This window comes from Streptomyces sp. W1SF4, from assembly GCF_003950035.1.
Taxonomy (GTDB): Bacteria; Actinomycetota; Actinomycetes; order Streptomycetales; family Streptomycetaceae; genus Streptomyces; species Streptomyces racemochromogenes.
This window is the reverse complement of sequence record NZ_CP034350.1, coordinates 3,687,038-3,704,974: the sequence shown is the minus strand read 5'-3', so window position 1 is coordinate 3,704,974 and position 17,937 is coordinate 3,687,038. Positions and strand designations below refer to the sequence as shown.

General features: G+C 73.2%; 15 protein-coding genes. 3 read left to right on the top strand and 12 right to left on the bottom strand.

The window, feature by feature from the left end:
- Nucleotides 1-178 precede the first annotated feature (178 nt).
- The 10 genes from D1J60_RS17240 to D1J60_RS17195 form a co-directional block, all read right to left on the bottom strand.
- Nucleotides 179-1,156: an NAD(P)H-quinone oxidoreductase gene (locus tag D1J60_RS17240; protein WP_125821703.1), complete on the bottom strand. Its 978-nt coding sequence runs from the start codon at nucleotides 1,154-1,156 to the stop codon at nucleotides 179-181.
- A gap of 19 nt (nucleotides 1,157-1,175) precedes the next feature.
- Nucleotides 1,176-2,276, bottom strand: a complete 1,101-nt coding sequence (locus D1J60_RS17235) for a potassium channel family protein (RefSeq protein ID WP_125604600.1) — start codon at nucleotides 2,274-2,276, stop codon at nucleotides 1,176-1,178.
- Nucleotides 2,264-3,556 carry a molybdopterin molybdotransferase MoeA gene (locus D1J60_RS17230; RefSeq protein WP_125821702.1) on the bottom strand — a complete coding sequence of 431 codons (1,293 nt, stop codon included), beginning with the start codon at nucleotides 3,554-3,556 and terminating at the stop codon, nucleotides 2,264-2,266. The genes D1J60_RS17235 and D1J60_RS17230 overlap by 13 nt, the downstream gene beginning before the upstream one ends.
- A complete protein-coding gene (locus D1J60_RS17225) occupies nucleotides 3,553-4,431 on the bottom strand; it encodes an NTP transferase domain-containing protein (protein WP_125821701.1) in 879 nt (292 codons plus the stop codon). The genes D1J60_RS17230 and D1J60_RS17225 overlap by 4 nt, the downstream gene beginning before the upstream one ends.
- Before the next feature lie 289 nt (nucleotides 4,432-4,720).
- The gene (locus tag D1J60_RS17220) at nucleotides 4,721-5,260 is read right to left on the bottom strand and encodes a bacterial proteasome activator family protein (protein WP_125604154.1); all 540 of its coding nucleotides are present in this window, start codon (nucleotides 5,258-5,260) and stop codon (nucleotides 4,721-4,723) included.
- Nucleotides 5,261-5,342: 82 nt separating this feature from the next.
- The gene (locus tag D1J60_RS17215) at nucleotides 5,343-8,090 is read right to left on the bottom strand and encodes an ABC transporter permease (protein ID WP_241253571.1); all 2,748 of its coding nucleotides are present in this window, start codon (nucleotides 8,088-8,090) and stop codon (nucleotides 5,343-5,345) included.
- A gap of 101 nt (nucleotides 8,091-8,191) precedes the next feature.
- Entirely contained in the window at nucleotides 8,192-8,938 is a 747-nt protein-coding gene (locus tag D1J60_RS17210; RefSeq protein ID WP_125821699.1) for an ABC transporter ATP-binding protein, read from the bottom strand.
- 25 nt (nucleotides 8,939-8,963) lie between these two features.
- Complete coding sequence (locus tag D1J60_RS17205) at nucleotides 8,964-9,617, bottom strand: PadR family transcriptional regulator (RefSeq protein ID WP_125604151.1); 654 nt, start codon at nucleotides 9,615-9,617, stop codon at nucleotides 8,964-8,966.
- Nucleotides 9,618-9,676: 59 nt separating this feature from the next.
- Nucleotides 9,677-10,216, bottom strand: coding sequence for a hypothetical protein (locus D1J60_RS17200; protein ID WP_125821698.1), 540 nt, complete (start codon nucleotides 10,214-10,216; stop codon nucleotides 9,677-9,679).
- 355 nt (nucleotides 10,217-10,571) lie between these two features.
- Nucleotides 10,572-12,239, bottom strand: a complete 1,668-nt coding sequence (locus D1J60_RS17195; protein ID WP_125821697.1) for a protein kinase — start codon at nucleotides 12,237-12,239, stop codon at nucleotides 10,572-10,574.
- A gap of 226 nt (nucleotides 12,240-12,465) precedes the next feature.
- On the opposite strand from D1J60_RS17195, the gene D1J60_RS17190 reads away from it, so the two are divergent.
- Nucleotides 12,466-14,070: a protein kinase gene (locus tag D1J60_RS17190; RefSeq protein ID WP_125821696.1), complete on the top strand. Its 1,605-nt coding sequence runs from the start codon at nucleotides 12,466-12,468 to the stop codon at nucleotides 14,068-14,070.
- 86 nt (nucleotides 14,071-14,156) lie between these two features.
- On the opposite strand, the gene D1J60_RS17185 is transcribed toward D1J60_RS17190, so the two are convergent.
- Together D1J60_RS17185 and D1J60_RS17180 are read right to left on the bottom strand one after the other, a co-directional pair.
- Nucleotides 14,157-14,600, bottom strand: coding sequence for a pyridoxamine 5'-phosphate oxidase family protein (locus tag D1J60_RS17185; protein ID WP_125821695.1), 444 nt, complete (start codon nucleotides 14,598-14,600; stop codon nucleotides 14,157-14,159).
- Between the two features lie 152 nt (nucleotides 14,601-14,752).
- Complete coding sequence (locus D1J60_RS17180) at nucleotides 14,753-15,412, bottom strand: response regulator transcription factor (RefSeq protein ID WP_125821694.1); 660 nt, start codon at nucleotides 15,410-15,412, stop codon at nucleotides 14,753-14,755.
- Nucleotides 15,413-15,737: 325 nt separating this feature from the next.
- Here D1J60_RS17180 and pdhA point away from each other — a divergent pair, with 325 nt between their 5' ends.
- Complete coding sequence (pdhA, locus tag D1J60_RS17175) at nucleotides 15,738-16,946, top strand: pyruvate dehydrogenase (acetyl-transferring) E1 component subunit alpha (protein WP_125596555.1); 1,209 nt, start codon at nucleotides 15,738-15,740, stop codon at nucleotides 16,944-16,946.
- Nucleotides 16,946-17,926 carry an alpha-ketoacid dehydrogenase subunit beta gene (locus D1J60_RS17170; RefSeq protein WP_125821693.1) on the top strand — a complete coding sequence of 327 codons (981 nt, stop codon included), beginning with the start codon at nucleotides 16,946-16,948 and terminating at the stop codon, nucleotides 17,924-17,926. The genes pdhA and D1J60_RS17170 overlap by 1 nt, the downstream gene beginning before the upstream one ends.
- The last annotated feature ends 11 nt before the right edge of the window (nucleotides 17,927-17,937 follow it).

The window sequence follows — 17,937 nt, the reverse complement described above, 5'->3', positions numbered from 1 at the left end:
GCTGGAATTCGCGCAGCGAATTTCCAGCCCCGCCGGCGCCTGAGGCGCGGGGTCAGGGGCGGAGCCCCTGGGAACGGGGGAAGGGCGGGTAGGGGAACGCTCCGCGCAGCGGTGCCTGCGGCCCGTCGCGGACCCGCGCAGCGGCGCCCGGCCCCGCGGCCCCCCGCGCCCGCCCGGTTCAGAGCGTCAGCAAGAGCTTGCCCACGTGGGTGCTGGCTTCGAGGACGCGGTGGGCTTCCGGGGCCTGGGCGATGGGGTAGGTGGCGTGGACCACCGGGTGGACCCGGCCGGCCGCGATCAGGGGCCAGACGTGTTCCCGGACGGCCGCCACGATGGCCGCCTTCTCCTCCAGCGGCCGGGCGCGCAGCGACGTCGCCGTGATGGCCGCCCGCTTGGCGAGCAGCGTGCGCAGGTCCAGCTCCGCCTTCACCCCGCCCTGGAGGCCGATCACCGCGAGCCGGCCGTTCGTGGCCAGCGCGTCCAGGTTCCGCGCGAGGTACTTCGCGCCCATGATGTCCAGGATCACGTCCGCCCCGGCCCCGCCCGTCGCGGACCGCAGCTCCTCCACGAAGTCCTGCTCGCGGTAGTCGATCAGGACGTCCGCGCCCAGTTCCGCGCAGCGCGCCAGCTTCTCCTTGCCGCCCGCGGTCACCGCGACCCGTGCCCCGACGGCCTTGCCCAGCTGGATCGCCATGGTGCCGATGCCGCTGGAGCCGCCGTGCACCAGGAGGGTCTCGCCCGGACGCAGGCCCGCCACCATGAAGACGTTCGACCACACCGTCGCGACGACCTCCGGCAGCGCGGCCGCCGTCACCAGGTCCACGCCCTCCGGGACCGGCAGCAGCTGCCCCGCCGGGACGGCGACCCGCTGCGCGTACCCGCCGCCGGACAGCAGGGCGCACACCTCGTCGCCCACCGCCCAGCCGGACACGCCCGGTCCGAGCTCGACGATCCGGCCGGAGCACTCCAGACCGGGATGGGGGGAGGCGCCCGGCGGCGGGTCGTAGAAGCCCTGGCGCTGCAGGACGTCGGCGCGGTTCACGGCGCTCGCCACGACCTCGACGAGCACCTCCCCCTCGCCCGCCACCGGATCGGGTACTTCGGCCCAGACCAGGGCCTCTGGGCCGCCGGGCTGCTCGATCGTGATCGCATGCATGGCCCGGAATCTACCGGTGCTACTCGGCCGGGCCCAGGGTGACCTGGGGGCCGACCGGGGGAGCCGCCCGGACGATGGTGATCAGCCGGTCCGTCAGCTGGAGCGGGCTCGCGTGCGGGTCGTCGTACGGCAGGAGCCGGTGCCCGCGCAGGACGCTGACGACGAGGTCGCCGGTGTCGCGGACGCTGCGTCCCACCTCCGACTTGTTGACGGGCCGTTCGACCAGATCCAGGCCGCTGCCCTGGTGGATCAGGTCCTCCATCACGGTGCCCGCGCTGGGGCTGAGCACCGACAGGCCCAGCAGCCGGCCCGCCGCGCTGGCGCTCGTGATGACGGCGTCCGCGCCGGACTGCTTCAGCAGCGGCGCGTTCTCCTCTTCGCGGACGGCCGCCACGATCTTCGCGCCGCGGTTGAGCTGCCGCGCCGTCAGGGTGACGAGTACGGCAGTGTCGTCGCGCTGGGTGGCGATGATGATCTGACGGGCCTTCTGGAGCTCGGCCCGCAACAGCACTTCGGAACGGGTGGCGTCGCCGATGACCCCCGTGAAGCCCTCCGAGTTGGCGATGTCGATCACCTTGGCGCTGGGGTCGACGATGACGACCTGCTCCCTCGGGAGTCCGGTCGACAGCAGCGTCTGCAGGGCGGAACGGCCCTTGGTGCCGAAGCCGACGACGACCGTGTGCTCACGCAAGTTGTTCCTCCAGCGGTTGAGCCGCCACTCTTCGCGGGTGCGTTCGGTCAGCACCTCCAGGGTGGTGCCGACCAGGATGATCAGGAACAGCACGCGCAGCGGGGTGATCAGCAGGACGTTGACCAGCCGCGCGCTGTCGCTGTAGGGGACGATGTCGCCGTAGCCCGTGGTCGAGAGGGTCACGGTGGCGTAGTAGACGCAGTCGAGGAAGTCGACGTCCTCGTTGGCGTTGTCGTGGTAGCCCTCGCGGTCGAGCCAGACGATCAGGACCGTCAGGCACAGCACGAACAGGGCCATCAGCAGTCGCCGGGTGACCTGCCGCAGCGGCTTCTCGACCACCCGCTTGGGCAGTTTGACGCGGCGTGAGACGAGTTTCTCGTCGGCGCCGCGCGCCATGGCGTCCTGGCCGTGAAGTTTCACGTGAAACATCCCCCCGAAGCCCAGGGCAGGTCCAGGATCTCCAGCTCCTGCCCCGAACGCGCCCCGTGCGGCGGTACGACGGCCAGCGCGTCGGCGCCCGCCACCCCGCGCAGCATCGCGGGGCCGTTGTACCGCAGCGGTACGGCGTGTTCGTCAGTCAGCAGTACCGGCACGAGCCGGGTGTCGTACGGGTGGCCGGGCACGTCGCCCTCCACCGGAACGGTGTAGCGGGGCCGCTGGCGGCGGCCGGCGAGGGCGCGCAGCAGCGGCTCGGCGAGCGTGAGCAGCCCGGACACGGCGGCGAGCGGGTTGCCGGGCAGGCCGACCACGTGGCGGGCCCACTCCCGGTCGCCGATGCGGGCCAGCAGCATCGGGTGCCCGGGGCGCACGGCGACCCCGTCCACGAGCAGCTCGGCCCCGGCGCGTTCCAGGACGGGGTGGACGTGGTCCACGGGGCCGGAGGCGGTGCCGCCGGTGGTGACGACCACGTCGGCGGCGGAGGAGGTGACGGCCTGCAACAGGGCCTCCGCCCCGGCCGGGTCGTCGCCGAGCCGGCGCGTGCCGATGACGTCGGCGCCGAGCCGGGTGATCCAGGGGCCGAGCATGGGGCTGAGGGCGTCCCGGATCAGGCCGTCGTGCGGGCGGCCCTCGGTGAGCAGTTCGTCCCCGAGGACCAGGATCTCCACGCGGGGCCGGGGGCGGGTGACCAGCTCGTCGTACCCGGCGGCCGCGGCGAGGCCGAGCACCGCGGGGGTGACGAGGGAGCCCACGGGCAGCAGCAGGTCGCCCGAGCGGCACTCCTGGCCGCGCGGGCGGATGTCCTGACCGGTGTTCACGGGCCTGTCGGAGTAGAGCTGGCCGCCGGACGCGCGGGCGTGCTCGCTGCGGATCACGGCGGTGGTGTCGGCCGGGACGCGGGCGCCGGTGGCGATCCGTACGGCCTCGCCGTCGGCGAGCGGCGCGGGCGGCTCGTCACCGGCGAGGATCCCGTCCCCGGGGCGGACGCGCCAGGGCCCGGGACCGGCGACGGCCCAGCCGTCCATGGCCGAGGTGTCGAAGGACGGCAGGTCGCTGAGGGCTTCGAGCGGTGCGGTCAGCACCTCGCCGAGCGCGTCCGCGAAGGGCACCCGGTGGGTGCGGGCCGGCACGGAGGTGCCGGCCCGGGCCGCGGTCTCGCGGGCGCGCAGCCAGGGGGCGGCACGGTGGCCGCCTGCGCCGCCGGTGTCGGGGGTGCGGCTGACCAGGGCGAGGGCCTCGTCCAGGGCGCCGTCGGCGTCGGTACGGGTCATCCGGAGCCGGTCTCCTCGGGGTGTGGGGGCTGGGCTTCGGCGGCCCAGCGCAGCGCCAGCTCGGCGGCCTTGCGGGAGGCCTCGGCGACGGCCAGGGCGGGGTCCGCGCCGGTGGCCTCGGCACGGGCGGCCGCGTAACCGACGAGGAACGTCGTCAGCGGTGCCGCGGGCCGGGCCACACCGTGGGCGGCGTCACGGGCGAGGTCGAGCAGGGTCGCGACGTCGACGGGGACGTCGTCGATCCCGAGTTCGTTCTTGGCAGCGGTGATCCAATGCTCCAGCACGTTCCCATGCTCCCTGATCCGGGCGCGGGCCGCTGCCAGGTCCTCCCAGGTGTCGCAGTCGAAGGAAGCGAGTGGCTCAGCGGCGCCGATCCTGGCCAGATCCAGCTCCTTGGTGAGGGCGCGCAGCGGGAGGCCGTGCAGGGTGCCGTGCTCGGTGGCGAGCAGGGCGATCTCGCGGCGGAGGGGCTCCGCGCGGTAGGCCGCGACGAGGGGCTGGTCCCGGCCGTCGGCGTCCCGCAGGACCGCGCCGTCGGTGTTCGCGGCGTCGGCCGCGGTGAGCAGGGCGTGGACGGTGTCCCGGTCGAGGAAGGGAAGGTCGGCGGAGAGTACGAGGACCAGCGGGGCGGTGGTCCGGCGGACACCGGCGTCCAGCGCGGCCACCGGGCCGCCGCCGGGCGGTTCCTCGCGGGTCCAGTGGACGGGACGGCCCGTCGCCCTGCGGGTGCCGACCACGACGGTCTCGGCGGCGTCGGGGCAGGCCGCCAGGACCCTGTCGAGGAGGGTGCGGCCGCCGACGTGGAGGGTGGGTTTGTCGGCTCCGCCGAGGCGCCGGGCGGCGCCGCCGGCCAGGACGATGGCGTCGTAGCTCATGCCCTTGAGTATGCGTGGGGTGTCTGGGGGGCGTCGGGGTCGACTTACCCGGGGCTTACGCCGTGGCCGGGCCGGTGCGGGTGCCGCTGCGCGGAGCTGCTCCCCGCCCCGCCCTTTCTCCGTTTCCCGGGGCTGCGCCCCGGACCCCCTGGGGGCTCCGCCCCCAGACCCCCGCGCCTCAAACGCCGGCGGGGCTGGGGGGTGGGGCTGGGCCCTGACCCCCGCGCCTCGAACGCCGGCGGGGCTGGATTCGCTGCGCGGAATCCAGCCCCGCCCCGCCCCGCGGGAACTACAGGTACGGGCCCGAGCGGACCGCGCCGTGGGGGCCGTCTTCGTCGTCGTCGTGGGTGCTGCCCGGCGGGAGGGCTCGGCGCATCTGTTCCAGTTGGGCCCGCGCCGCCATCTGCTGCGCGAACAGGGCCGTCTGGATGCCGTGGAAGAGACCCTCCAGCCAGCCCACCAACTGCGCCTGCGCGATCCGCAGTTCGGCCTCGGAGGGCACTGCTTCCTCCGTGAAGGGGAGGGAGAGGCGCTCCAGTTCCTCCACCAGCTCCGGCGCCAGGCCGTCTTCGAGTTCCTTGACCGACGCCGCGTGGATGTCCTTCAGACGGACCCGGCTGGCCTCGTCCAGAGGTGCTGCGCGGACTTCTTCCAGAAGTTGCTTGATCATGCTGCCGATGCGCATGACCTTGGCGGGCTGTTCGACCATCTCCGTCACCGGGACCTCGCGCGACTCGTCATCGGTGCCGCCGACCGCCGTCCCGTCCTGGCCCACGATCAGCACGTGCGGGGGGCTGTCCTGCGACCGTTCACTCCTCGGCATCTCCATGCCGTCATTCTCTCGCACACCTGCGTTCTCACACGGTGTGCCCCCGCACGGGCGTGATCCACCCTGTGCGGGGGCGCCAACGTCATCCGGCCGCCCGGCGGGCCAGTGCGCCGCTCGACCTGGTGACCAGCGCGGCCAGCAGCGCCGCGCCCAGCGGGACGAGGACCAGCAGGCCGGCCAGCGTGTCCCACGGCACCGCGATCGGGACGTACAGCTCGGTGTCGCGCCCCGAGGTGTAGCCGCTTTCGAGGGCGTACTCGATGAGCCGCCGCTGTTCCCGTTCCTGGGTGAGGCGGAGTCCGACCGCAGGCAGGATGCCCGCCGCCGATCCGAGGACCACGCCCATCAGGGCCACCACCCCGCACTGGAAGCCGCTGAGGGTGCGCCGTACGCGCGGGGCCGCGCCGACGGCCGCGAGGGTCTTCAGGTCGGCTTCGGAGTCCGCCTGGGCCAGGCCCGTCGCGATCCCGGCGGCGCCGATGGTGACGAGTCCCGCGAAGACGCTCAGGGCGAGCAGGCCCAGGGTGTGCTGCTCCTGGTAGCCCTCCTCGATCCTGACCTCGGCGTCCGCGCCCATCCGGTCGATCTCGCCGTCCAGCCGCTGCCGCTCCGCGGTGCCGGCCTTCCGGTCGAGGCTGAAGTAGGCGCCGGCCGGGGCCGTCGCCAGGCCGGCGGCCCGGGCGGCGGCGGGCGGCAGGACCAGGTCGACGCCCCAGGCGGTGCCGGGGGCCTGGTGGACGGCCAGCACCTTGTCCTGGCCGGGCGGGTCGGTGCGCCGCTCGGCGGCCTCGTCGGCGGCGGCCTGGTCGGTGATGACCCGCAGGGTGACCTTGCCGTCCTTCACCTGGTTGCGGTTGAAGGAGACGGACCGGCCCTCCTTCAGCGCGGCGGCCGAACCCGGGTCGGAGACGGCCAGCACCTGGAGCAGCTTCTCGTCGGCGACGACGACGTCGAAGGGGCTGCCCCAGCGCCTCACCACGCAGCGCGGGTCCTGGCGCAGTGCGCGGGCCTGGTCCGGCGGGAAGGAGGCGGGGCCGTTCTCGGCCTCGGAGAGCGGGCAGCGCTGCTCCTTGGGGACGATGACCTCGACCCGCCCGCAGCCCGGGGCCGAAGAGAGCGGTGAGCAGTTCGGGTTGCCGACGACGAGGCGGTCCACATCGGCCCGTACCGACACCGGGAGGTTCTTCGAGAGGGTGTCGCGCAGGGCGGGCACCTCTTTGTGGCCGGCGTGGTCCGTGCTCGTCAGGTAGCCCGCGTTGGCGGGGAGCACGGCCTCGTACTCGTGCCGGCCCTGGACGTCCTGGCTGTGCTGGTACGTGGAGACCGCCACCGTCCCGGCGACGGCGGCCAGTACGGCGGCCACGGCCGGGGCCGTGCGCCCCCGGTTGCGGACGGCGTCGCGCAGCGCGAGCCGCGGTGACAGCGGGAGCCATCGTCCCAGCCGTCCGAACAGGCCGACCAGCAGCGGGGTGAGGGCGACGACCCCGAGCTCGGCGAGGGCGCTGCCGCCCATCACGAAGGTGGTGTTGACGCGGTAGCGGCTTCCGTAGATGACGATGGCCGCGCCCGCCGCGACGGCGAGGAGGCCGATGACGGGCAGCACCCGGTTGGCTCGGCGCACCCCGCGCCGGCCGGTGAGGGACGCCAGCACGCTCTGCCGGGACGCGGTCACGGCGGGGGCGACCGCGGCCAGCAGGCCCGTCGCCACGGCGACCAGGGCGATGCCGAGCAGCTCCAGCGGGCGGGCCTCGAACCCGCCGAAGCGGGCGCCGAGCTGCTCCTCCAGTACGGGCCGCAGCCCGACGGTGAGGCCCACCCCGATCGCCGTGCCGAGGACCGCGGCGGCGGCACCGATCACGATGCCGCCGGAGAGGACGACGGCACGGACGTGCCGCCGGTCGCCGCCGTTGGCGCCGACCAGGCCCAGCTGGCGGCGCGAGCGCCGGGCGCCGACCGCGAAGGCGGGTCCGGCGAGCAGGCAGATCTCCAGCATGGCGAGGCCGATGACGGTGACCAGGACGGCCCGCCGGGTCATCGTGCCGCCGTCCGCCCTGTCGAACTGCTCCTTCGGCTGCTGCGTGAACAGCGGGACGTCGGAGTCGGCCGGCGGGTGCAGGGCGACGGCCCGGGAGAGCACGAGCGCGCCGCGCTTGTTGGCCTCCTTGACCATGTTCCACGTGAAACCATCGCCGCCCGCCGCGACGAGGTAGCCGGGCCGGGGGTTGATCCCGGGTGCTCCGGTGGCCTTGAGCGCCTGGTCGAGGGGGTCGAGCAGGGTGCCCGGCAGGGCGAGCAGCTCGGGGTGCCTGAGCTGGTCGGGCATCTCGTACGCGCCCACGATCCGGTACGAGGACGTGGCGCCGCGCGGGGTCGCGGAGGAGCCCACGTACAGACCCGAGGCCTTCAGGAAGGCGGTGGTGGCCACGACCTCGCCCGGCCCCTGGGGCATGCGGCCGCGGTCGAGCGTGAACAGGCCCTTGGTCAGCGGGTCGCGCACGTCGAGCTCGCGCAGGTCGGTCCCCAGCAGCCCGTGTGCGGTGTGCACCTTGGCGAAGCCCCGGCGGTCCTCGACGGACCGGATCCCGGGCGGCAGTACGGACTTCGGCGGCTGCCGGTCCTCCTCGCGGACGGGGCGGTACGTGTCGTAGCCGCCGACCGGCGCGTACTGCGCGCCGTTGGGGTGCTGGTAGATCGGCGCGTCCAGGCCGGCCGGGCTGATCCGGGCGTCGGCGGCGCCGAGTTGGCGGGTCATCCGCTGGTCGGTGGAGAGTTCGGCGCTGCGGTAGGTGAGGTCGATGGCGCTCATCCCGATGATGGGCAGGGCGAGCATCGCGAGTACGAGGGCGCTGCGGCCCTTGGCGCGCCACGCGTCGCGGCGGGCGATGCGCAGGGCGGCGATCCAGGAGTGGTACCAGGCGGTGAGCGGGGAGGTCACAGGCCGGCCGCCCGCCCGTGGAGCAGCGAGTCGGCCTGGCTGCGCAGGGTCTCGTCGACGACGCTGCCGTCGCGCAGGAAGACGACCCGGTCCGCCCAGGCGGCGAAGCGGGGTTCGTGCGTGACGAGGATGCCGGCGGCGCCGGCGTCGCAGCGGGCGCGCAGCAGCGCGAGCACGGACTCGCCGGTCTCGGAGTCGAGGGCGCCGGTGGGTTCGTCGGCCAGGACCAGGCGGCGTTCGCCGACCAGCGCGCGGGCGATGGCGACGCGCTGCTGCTGGCCGCCGGACATCTCGTCGGGGAAGCGGTCGGCGAGCTGCGGCAGGCGTATCTCCTCCAGCGCGGCGAGGGCCGCACGGCGGGCCTTGCGGGCGGAGGTCCCGTCGAGTTCGAGGGGCAGGGCCACGTTCTCGGCGGCGGTGAGGGCCGGGATGAGGTTGTAGTCCTGGAAGACGTAGCCGATGCTGCGCCGGCGCAGCGCGGCCAGCTGCCGGCGGGAGGCGGTGGTGATGTCGACGCCCTCGACCAGGACGCTGCCACTGGTGGGGGTGTCGAGGCCGCCCGCGAGGGTGAGCAGGGTGGACTTGCCGGAGCCGGACGGGCCCATGACGGCGACGAGTTCGCCGGGGTGGACGCTGAGGTCGACCCCGCGCAGGGCGTGCACCTCGGTGGCGCCGCTGCCGTGGGTGCGGACGAGACGGTCCAGCCGGAGTACGGGGTTCGTGCGGTGCTGCTGGTCGGGCATGAGGGATCCCCCCTGGGACGTTCGTTCAGCCGCGCCGCGTGCGGGCGGCGGGCCTGGTGGTGCCGGTCGCGCCTGCGGCGGGCGGCGCCGGCGGACCGGGTGTGTCCACCGGGCCGGGCGGGTCCGCGGGGCCGAGTGCGGCCAGCCGGACGAGGCGGGACTCGGAGTGGTCGAGCCAGCGCGCCTCGGCCTCGGTCTGGAAGATCAGCTGCTCCAGGACCAGCAGCCAGGCCAGGTCGTCGCGTTCGCGGGACCGGCCGCTCTCGATGGCGGCGAGGGCCCCGGCCTTGAGCCGGGTGTAGTCCTGCATCGCCTTGAGCGTGGCGTGCCGCTGGGCCTGGATGACGGCGCGGATGTCCACGCCCGGTGCGCCCACGGCCATGGCGAGCTTGATGGACAGCTCGTCGCGGGGCGGGTTGGCGCGGTCGACGGGCCGCTCGTACCAGTCGCGCAGTTCGGCACGGCCGTCGTCGGTGATGGCGTAGAGGGTGTGGCCGGCGTGGTCCTCGCCGCCGGGGGCGACGAGGCCGTCGCGCTCCAGGCGGGCCAGCGTGGTGTACACCTGCCCGACGTTGAGGGGCCAGGTGGAGCCGGTGCGGGATTCGAACTCGGTGCGCAGCTGGGAGCCGTAGCGGGGGCCCCGTTCCAGCAGTGCGAGAAGGCCGTGACGGATCGACATACTCAGTATGTATACCGAGTATGCTCGTCTCCGCAAACACCCGGCCCCCTCAACGGCCCCTACCGGCCGCGCCGCAGCCGCACGCCCATGTAGCCGATGCCGAGGCCCATCAGGGCCAGTCCGGTGCCCAGCGGGAGCAGGTGCGCGGCCAGATCGGCGGCCCGCTCGTTGGGCTCGTTGCCGAGGGCGGTGACGGGCGTGGGGGCGGGTGCGGTGCCGGTCGCCGACGGGTCCGGGACCGGATCCGGCCGGGGTGCGACGGGCTCCGGCCGCTCGTGCGCCGGCTGGAGCGGGCGCGCCGGGGGGACCGGGCGTACCGGCCGGGAGGCGGCGGCGAGGCCGGGATCGGGGGGCGCGTCGGCGGGCCGCCCCGGGCGCTCCCGCCCGACGCCCGCGGCGCTGCCGGCGAGTTCCTCGTACGCCTCCTGCGGCACCTCCCCGGCCACCGCCGGGACCCAGGCCGCCCGGCCGGGGAACGCGGGCGCGGCGAGGGCCGGGGTGCGGGCGGGGGTCGCGCTCGCGGGGGCGGCGGCCAGCAGCGCCGCGGCGGCCAGCGCGGCCCCGGCTGTCCGGTACGGCGGGCGGAGGCGTCGAGTCACGGGGTGCCCCTCCCCTTCCGTGCGGCCCGGGCGCCCGAAGTCGGAGCACCGCACTCAGGTTCACATGCTGGGGCAAAACGGGCACCCCGGGTGGTCCGTCAGGGTGCCGGGCACACCGGTACCACCGGTCCGGCCGTACGACGTCCGCCGCCCCGCCGTACGGCGGCTGCCACCCCGGCCTACGCCGGCCCTGACGCGAAAGCCCCCGGCCGGTACGAAACCGGCCGGGGGCGGACGCCTGCGCGGTGCCTGCGCGGTGCCTGCGCGGCGCGCCTGCGCGGTGCCTACGCGGTGCCCGCGCGGACGCCTCCACGGCCGCCCGAGCGCACGCCCGAGCGGCCGCCCGCGCGGATGCCTACTGGGGGTCGCCGGTGGAGACGACCAGGGTGAACTTCGTGTCCCCCTTGGCCACGTCGGTCCCCGACGCCGGCAGCTGCTCCAGGACGGTGTCCTGGCCGTAGACGGTCTCGTCGCGGTTCTGGATCTCGAAGCTCCAGCCCGCGGCCTGGATGCACTCCTTCACCGAGCGCAGGTTCTTGTACCGGAAGTCCGGGGCCACGACCTTGGTGGCGTCCTTGTAGGACTTGGTCGGGCTCTTGCACTTCTCCACGTCGATCGTGCGCGACGGGTCCGGCCCCTTGTGGCCGGCCTTCGCCGGGCCGGACGCGGACGCGGAGGCCGAGGAGGACGGGGAGGCGTTGTCGGCGCCCTTGTCGCCCTCGTCGTCCATGTTCAGCACCGCGATCAGCCCGCCGATGGCCAGCAGGGCCACCGCGATGGCGCCGACCACGACCGGGGTGTTCTTCTTCCCGCCCGAGGACGCCGACTGGGCGGACGCCGGGGTGGGGGAGATGGTGAACGGCGGCGGGGTCTGCGGCGCGTACTGCTGCTGCGGCGCCGGGGTGTGCGGGTAGGCGTAACCGCCCTGCTGGGTCTGCTGCGGCTGCTGGTGCGTCTGCGGCGCGTACGGGGACGGCGGCGTGTGGGCCTGGTACGGCTGCTGGAGCGACTGCGGCGGCGGCGACTGGAATCCGGAGTCCACCGGCGGGAAGACGGCCGAGCCCACGCCCGCCCCGCTGCCGCCGGTCGCGGCGCCCGGGACGATGACCGGGGCGCCGGTCTGGCCGGCCGACAGCACGCGCATGATCTCGTCCCGCATGGCCGCGGCCGTGGGGAAGCGCTCGTTCGGGTTCTTCTTCAGCGCCCGCGCCACGAGCGCGTCCATCGCCGGGGTGATCGACCGGTTGACGGTCGACGGAGCCACCGGCTCCTCCTGGACGTGCGCGTACGCGATGGCCAGCGGGGAGTCCGCGTCGAAGGGGATCCGGCCCGTCAGCAGCTGGAACAGCATGATGCCGACGGAGTACAGGTCGGAACGGGCGTCCACGCCGCGCCCCAGCGCCTGCTCCGGCGACAGGTACTGCGGGGTGCCGACGACCATGCCGGTCTGCGTCATCGAGGTGACCCCCGACTGCATGGCGCGGGCGATGCCGAAGTCCATCACCTTGACCACGCCGCGCTTGGTCATCATCACGTTGCCGGGCTTGATGTCGCGGTGGACCAGGCCCATCTCGTGGCTGGTCTCCAGCGCGGCCAGCACGTCGGCCGTCACCTTCAGCGCCTTGTCCGCCGGCATGGCGCCGTACTGGCGCACGTCCGCGTCGAGCACCGAGCCGAGCGGCCGGCCCTCCACGTACTCCATGACGATGTACGGCATGACCGCTTCGTCCCCGCCGCCGGAACCGAAGGTGACGGTCCCCTCGCCGGTGTCGAAGACCGAGACGATGTTGGTGTGCGACAGTTTCGCAACAGCCTGCGCCTCGCGCCGGAAGCGCTCGCGGAAGGACGCCTCGCGCCCGAGTTCGCTGTGCAGGGTCTTGATCGCGACCTGGCGGTCGAGCGCGGAGTCGTACGCGAGGTAGACCGAGGCCATGCCCCCCTCGCCCAGCAAATCCCTTAGCTGGTAACGGCCACCGGCCAGGGAGCCGCCTGCGTACCGGCCCTGCGTGCCGTCCTGGCTCATGACTGTTGCTTCCCCTCGGGCTGTTTCCCTACGCGTCTGGCTGAGCGCATGTCGCGCCCAGTCTGCCGGAGGGCAAGCACACGTCAAGCCGGTGCCCGCTGCGTGACCGGGGGCCTACGGGGCGTCTGTAGCCGAACGGTGACGGGTTCAGAGGCTGTAGCGTTCATCGGAGCACCCGATGAGGACCCACCGCTAGAGCGGACGAGAGAGACGACGGCGAGGACTGATGGCACCCGAACCCGAGGGAAACGGCGCCGGGATGGCCGACGGTCCTGAGCACTGGGGCGCCGGCGGCCTCGTGGGGGACGGCCGCTACCGGCTGACGCACCGCCTGGGCCGCGGCGGCATGGCCGAGGTGTTCGCCGCCGAGGACGTACGCCTGGGCCGCACGGTGGCCGTGAAGCTGCTCCGGGCCGACCTGGCCGAGGACCCGGTGTCCAAGGCCCGCTTCACCCGTGAGGCACAGTCGGTCGCCGGCCTCAACCACCACGCCGTCGTCGCCGTGTACGACTCCGGCGAGGACCGGGTCGGCCCGAACGTGGTCCCGTACATCGTGATGGAGCTGGTCGAGGGCCGCACCATCCGCGAGCTCCTCATCAGCGCCGAGGCCCCGGGGCCCGAGCAGGCGCTCATCATCGTGTCGGGCGTGCTCGAAGCGCTCGCCTACTCGCACCAGCACGGCATCGTGCACCGCGACATCAAGCCCGCCAACGTCATCATCACCAACACCGGCGCGGTGAAGGTGATGGACTTCGGCATCGCCCGCGCCCTGCACGGCGCCCAGTCGACGATGACCCAGACCGGCATGGTCATGGGCACCCCCCAGTACCTGTCGCCCGAGCAGGCCCTCGGCAAGGCCGTCGACCACCGTTCCGACCTGTACGCCACCGGCTGCCTGCTCTACGAACTCCTCGCGCTGCGGCCCCCCTTCACCGGCGAGACCCCGCTGTCGGTGGTCTACCAGCACGTCCAGGACGCGCCGGTGCCGCCCTCGCAGCTGCCCGAGGGCGGCTCCATCCCGCAGGAGCTCGACGGGCTGGTCATGCGGTCCCTCGCCAAGGACCCGGACGACCGGTTCCAGAGCGCCGAGGAGATGCGCGGACTCGTCCAGTACGCGCTCCAGATGCTCCAGGACCAGGGACCGAACACCGGCACCTGGAACACGGGCCCCGTCACCATGGCGCTCCCGCACGGCCAGCCGGGCGGCGCGCCCACCACGGCGTCGGCGCCCGCCCAGAACGGCGGCCCGCGCGCGCAGTACCCCTCGCACGCCACCACCTCGCAGTTCCAGCAGCCGATGGTGCCCCCGCTGAACCCGGACGACGGCACGGCCTTCCCCGGCGGCGGCAACCACGGCGGCGGGCAGGGCGGTTCCGGCGGTTACGACCACTACGACCCGTACGACAACGGGCGTCGGCGCGGCGGCGCGTGGAAGGCGTGGCTCTTCGCGGTCCTCGCGGTCCTCGCCATCGCCGGCGGTGCCGCTTACGCGATCAAGAACGGCAACCTGGGCGGGGGCGGCGGCGGCAACAAGCCGAAGACCAGCACCAGTACGCCCGCCCCCTCGCAGAGCAGCGACAGCACCCCGGAGACCCCGACGACCACCCCGAGCACGGAGGGCGGCTCGCACACCGACGAGACGTACCGGCCGACTCCGAGCCGCCCCAAGTTCACGCCGAGCACCACCCCGTCGGCCCCGTCCACCGCGCCCTCGACGCCGAAGACCACCCCGCCGGTGGACCCGACGACCAAGCCGACGCCCCCGACCGACCCGCCGACCAAGCCGACGCCGACCGGCGGCGGCGGCGGAAGCCCCGCGGCCGGCGAATAGCAGACCGGTGAAAGGCCCGGAGGAAGGAATTCCGCCGGGCCTTTTCCGTATCCGCCCACAGGTCCGCCGACAGGTCAGAGGGCAGGTCAGAGGGCGTGCAGGCAGGGGCGGTCCGCGACGCCCTCGCGGGTCCGGGCGGCCTGGTTCCCGGGCAGTGTGTGCACGGTGACGAGCTGCGGTGCGATGCGCATGTAGACGGGGTCGAAGATCTCCCCGTCCACGAAATGCGGACCCGGACCGAATAGTTCCAGTTCTGCCGTGGACGGCTCGGCCAGTTCCGCCGTTCCGGTGAACTGCACCGTCCACAGCGTGGCCTCACCGGAATTGAAGTTGTCCGCCCCGTAGGCGACGACGCTGCCGGCGCACGCCTGGTGGTACCCGAAACCGGCGTGCATTCTCAGCACGACCCTGCCGTCCACCACGATGTGGCGGGCGACCGCGAGGAAGGGGAGCGCGCGCATGCTGGTGGCGACCCGCCCGTAGGGCACGCGGCGCAGCAGTTCGATGGCGTGGAGTTCCTCCGGTGACATGCAGCCCACTCTCGGGCACCGGCGGAGCGCCGGACAGAGGATCCCGCCCCGGTGATCGGGGACGTTGGTCCCGAATCGAACCGTGCGCCCCGGGGCACCACGCGGCCACGGGGCGTCACGCCGGCTGGAGAACCGGTCGGGGAACGCTGGGGCTAGCGCCTCTCGGCCTGGAGCCGGGCCACGTACGCGGCGGCCTGGGAGCGGCGCTCCATGCCCAGCTTGGACAGCAGGCTGGAGACGTAGTTCTTGATGGTCTTCTCCGCCAGGTGCAGCCGCTCGCCGATGACCCGGTTCGTCAGGCCCTCGCCGATCAGGTCGAGGATCTTGCGCTCCTGGTCGGTGAGGTTGGCGAGCCGGTCGTCACCCTTGCCGTTCTTGCCGTCCCGCAGCCGTTCCAGCACGCGCGCGGTGGCCACCGGGTCCAGCAGCGACTTGCCGGCCGCCACGTCGCGCACGGCGCTGAGCAGCTCGTTTCCCCGGATGGCCTTGAGGACGTAGCCGGAGGCACCGGCCATGATCGCGTCGAAGAGGGCCTCGTCGTCGGCGAACGAGGTGAGCATCAGGCACTTGATGTCCTCGTCCTGCGAGCGCACCTCGCGGCAGACCTCGACGCCGCTGCCGTCGGGCAGGCGTACGTCGAGCACGGCGACGTCGGGGCGGGTGGCGGGAATGCGGACCAGGGCGTCGGCGGCGGTACCCGCCTCACCGACGATCTCGATGTCCTCTTCGACCGACAAAAGCTCATGGACGCCCCGTCGTACCACTTCGTGGTCGTCCAGGAGAAATACCTTGATTTTTCCGTCTTCGCGCACAAACTCATCTTCACACACTCACCTCTTCCCTGCCGCAGTTACCCGGGATAACGTGCCGTTGTTCCGGCCCCCTGCAAGGCTGTGACCAGTGGATGTTCCCCAGGCGGCCGATTTACTTGGATATCCAAGCAAAATCGCAGGTCAAACGGGGTTTCGCAGTTATGCGTCGCACTGGGTAACGTGCTGTGCGCAGGGCACTCGCCGGGGCACCTGTCACGCCTGAATCCGTTACGCGCCGTGCACCCACCCCGTGCACGGGTACGGATACAGGTGAGCCGCACTGGTCCCCGGAGAACCCGGGTGCCGGACCGACGGAGGAGCACACGTGACCGTGGAGAGCACTGCCGCGCGCAAGCCGCGACGCAGCAGCGGCACCAAGCGGGCGGCCGGCGCGGCGAGCGCCCGCAAGACCGCCGCTGCCACCGCACAGCCGCACGACGCCGAGCCTCAGCTCGTACAGCTGCTGACGCCCGAGGGTGAGAGGGTCGAGGTCGAGGGCAACCCCGACGTCGCGGAATTCGCGCCCTTCGTCGCGGACATCACCACCGAGGACCTGCGGGCGCTGTACCGCGACATGGTCCTCACCCGCCGCTTCGACGGCGAGGCGACCGCACTCCAGCGCCAGGGCGAGCTGGGCCTGTGGGCCTCGCTGCTGGGCCAGGAGGCCGCGCAGATCGGCTCCGGCCGGGCGCTCCGCGACGACGACTACGTCTTCCCGACCTACCGGGAGCACGGCGTGGCCTGGTGCCGCGGCGTCGACCCGACGAACCTGCTCGGCATGTTCCGCGGTGTGAACCACGGCGGATGGGACCCGAACAGCAACAACTTCCACCTGTACACGATCGTCATCGGTTCGCAGACGCTGCACGCCACCGGCTACGCCATGGGCGTGGCCAAGGACGGCGCCGACTCGGCCGTGATCGCGTACTTCGGCGACGGCGCGTCCAGCCAGGGCGACGTCATGGAGGCCTTCAACTTCTCCGCCGTCTACAACTCCCCCGTGGTGTTCTTCTGCCAGAACAACCAGTGGGCGATCTCCGAGCCGACCGAGCGCCAGATGCGCGTGCCGCTCTACCAGCGCGCGCAGGGCTTCGGCTTCCCGGGCATCCGCGTCGACGGCAACGACGTACTGGCCTGCCTCGCGGTCACCCGCTGGGCGCTGGACCGCGCCCGCCGCGGCGAGGGCCCGGCCCTGATCGAGGCGTTCACGTACCGCATGGGCGCCCACACCACCTCCGACGACCCGACCAAGTACCGGCGCGACGAGGAGACGGCGGCCTGGGAGGCGAAGGACCCGATCCTGCGCCTGAAGGCCCACCTGCTGGCCTCCGGCGGCGCCGACGAGGCGTTCTTCGAGGAGCTGGAGGCCGAGAGCGAGGCCATGGGCAAGCGGGTGCGCGAGGTCGTGCGCGCCATGCCCGACCCCGACACGATGGCGATCTTCGAGAACGTCTACGCGGACGGGCACGCGCTCGTCGACGAGGAGCGCGCCCAGTTCGCCGCCTACCTCGCGTCCTTCGAGGAGGGTCACTGATGGCTGTCGAGAAGATGTCGATCGCGAAGGCGCTCAACGAGTCGCTCCGCAAGGCCCTGGAGACGGACCCCAAGGTCCTGATCATGGGCGAGGACGTCGGCAAGCTGGGCGGTGTCTTCCGCATCACCGACGGGCTCCAGAAGGACTTCGGCGAGGAGCGGGTCATCGACACCCCGCTCGCCGAGTCCGGCATCGTCGGCACCGCGATCGGCCTGGCCCTGCGCGGCTACCGGCCGGTCGTGGAGATCCAGTTCGACGGGTTCGTCTTCCCCGCGTACGACCAGATCGTCACGCAGCTCGCGAAGATGCACGCCCGCGCCCTCGGCAAGATCAAGCTGCCGGTCGTCGTGCGCATCCCGTACGGCGGCGCGATCGGCGCCGTCGAGCACCACAGCGAGTCCCCCGAGGCGCTCTTCGCGCACGTGCCGGGCCTGAAGGTGGTCTCCCCGTCGAACGCCGCCGACGCCTACTGGATGCTCCAGCAGGCGATCCTCAGCGACGACCCGGTGATCTTCTTCGAGCCGAAGCGCCGCTACTGGGACAAGGGCGAGGTCGACACCGACGCCATCCCCGGCGAGCTGCACAAGTCGCGCGTCGTCCGCTCCGGCACCGACCTCACCCTGGCCGCGTACGGCCCGATGGTGAAGGTCTGCCTGGAGGCCGCCGCCGCGGCCGCCGAGGAGGGCAAGTCGGTGGAGGTCCTGGACCTGCGCTCGATGTCGCCGATCGACTTCGACGGGATCCAGGCGTCGGTGGAGAGGACCCGCCGCCTGGTCGTGGTCCACGAGGCCCCGGTCTTCCTCGGTACCGGCGCGGAGATCGCCGCCCGCATCACGGAGCGGTGCTTCTACCACCTGGAGGCCCCGGTGCTGCGCGTCGGCGGCTTCCACGCCCCGTACCCGCCGGCCCGCCTGGAGGACGAGTACCTGCCCGGCCTGGACCGCGTGCTCGACGCCGTCGACCGCTCGCTGGCGTACTGAGGAGATCAGCG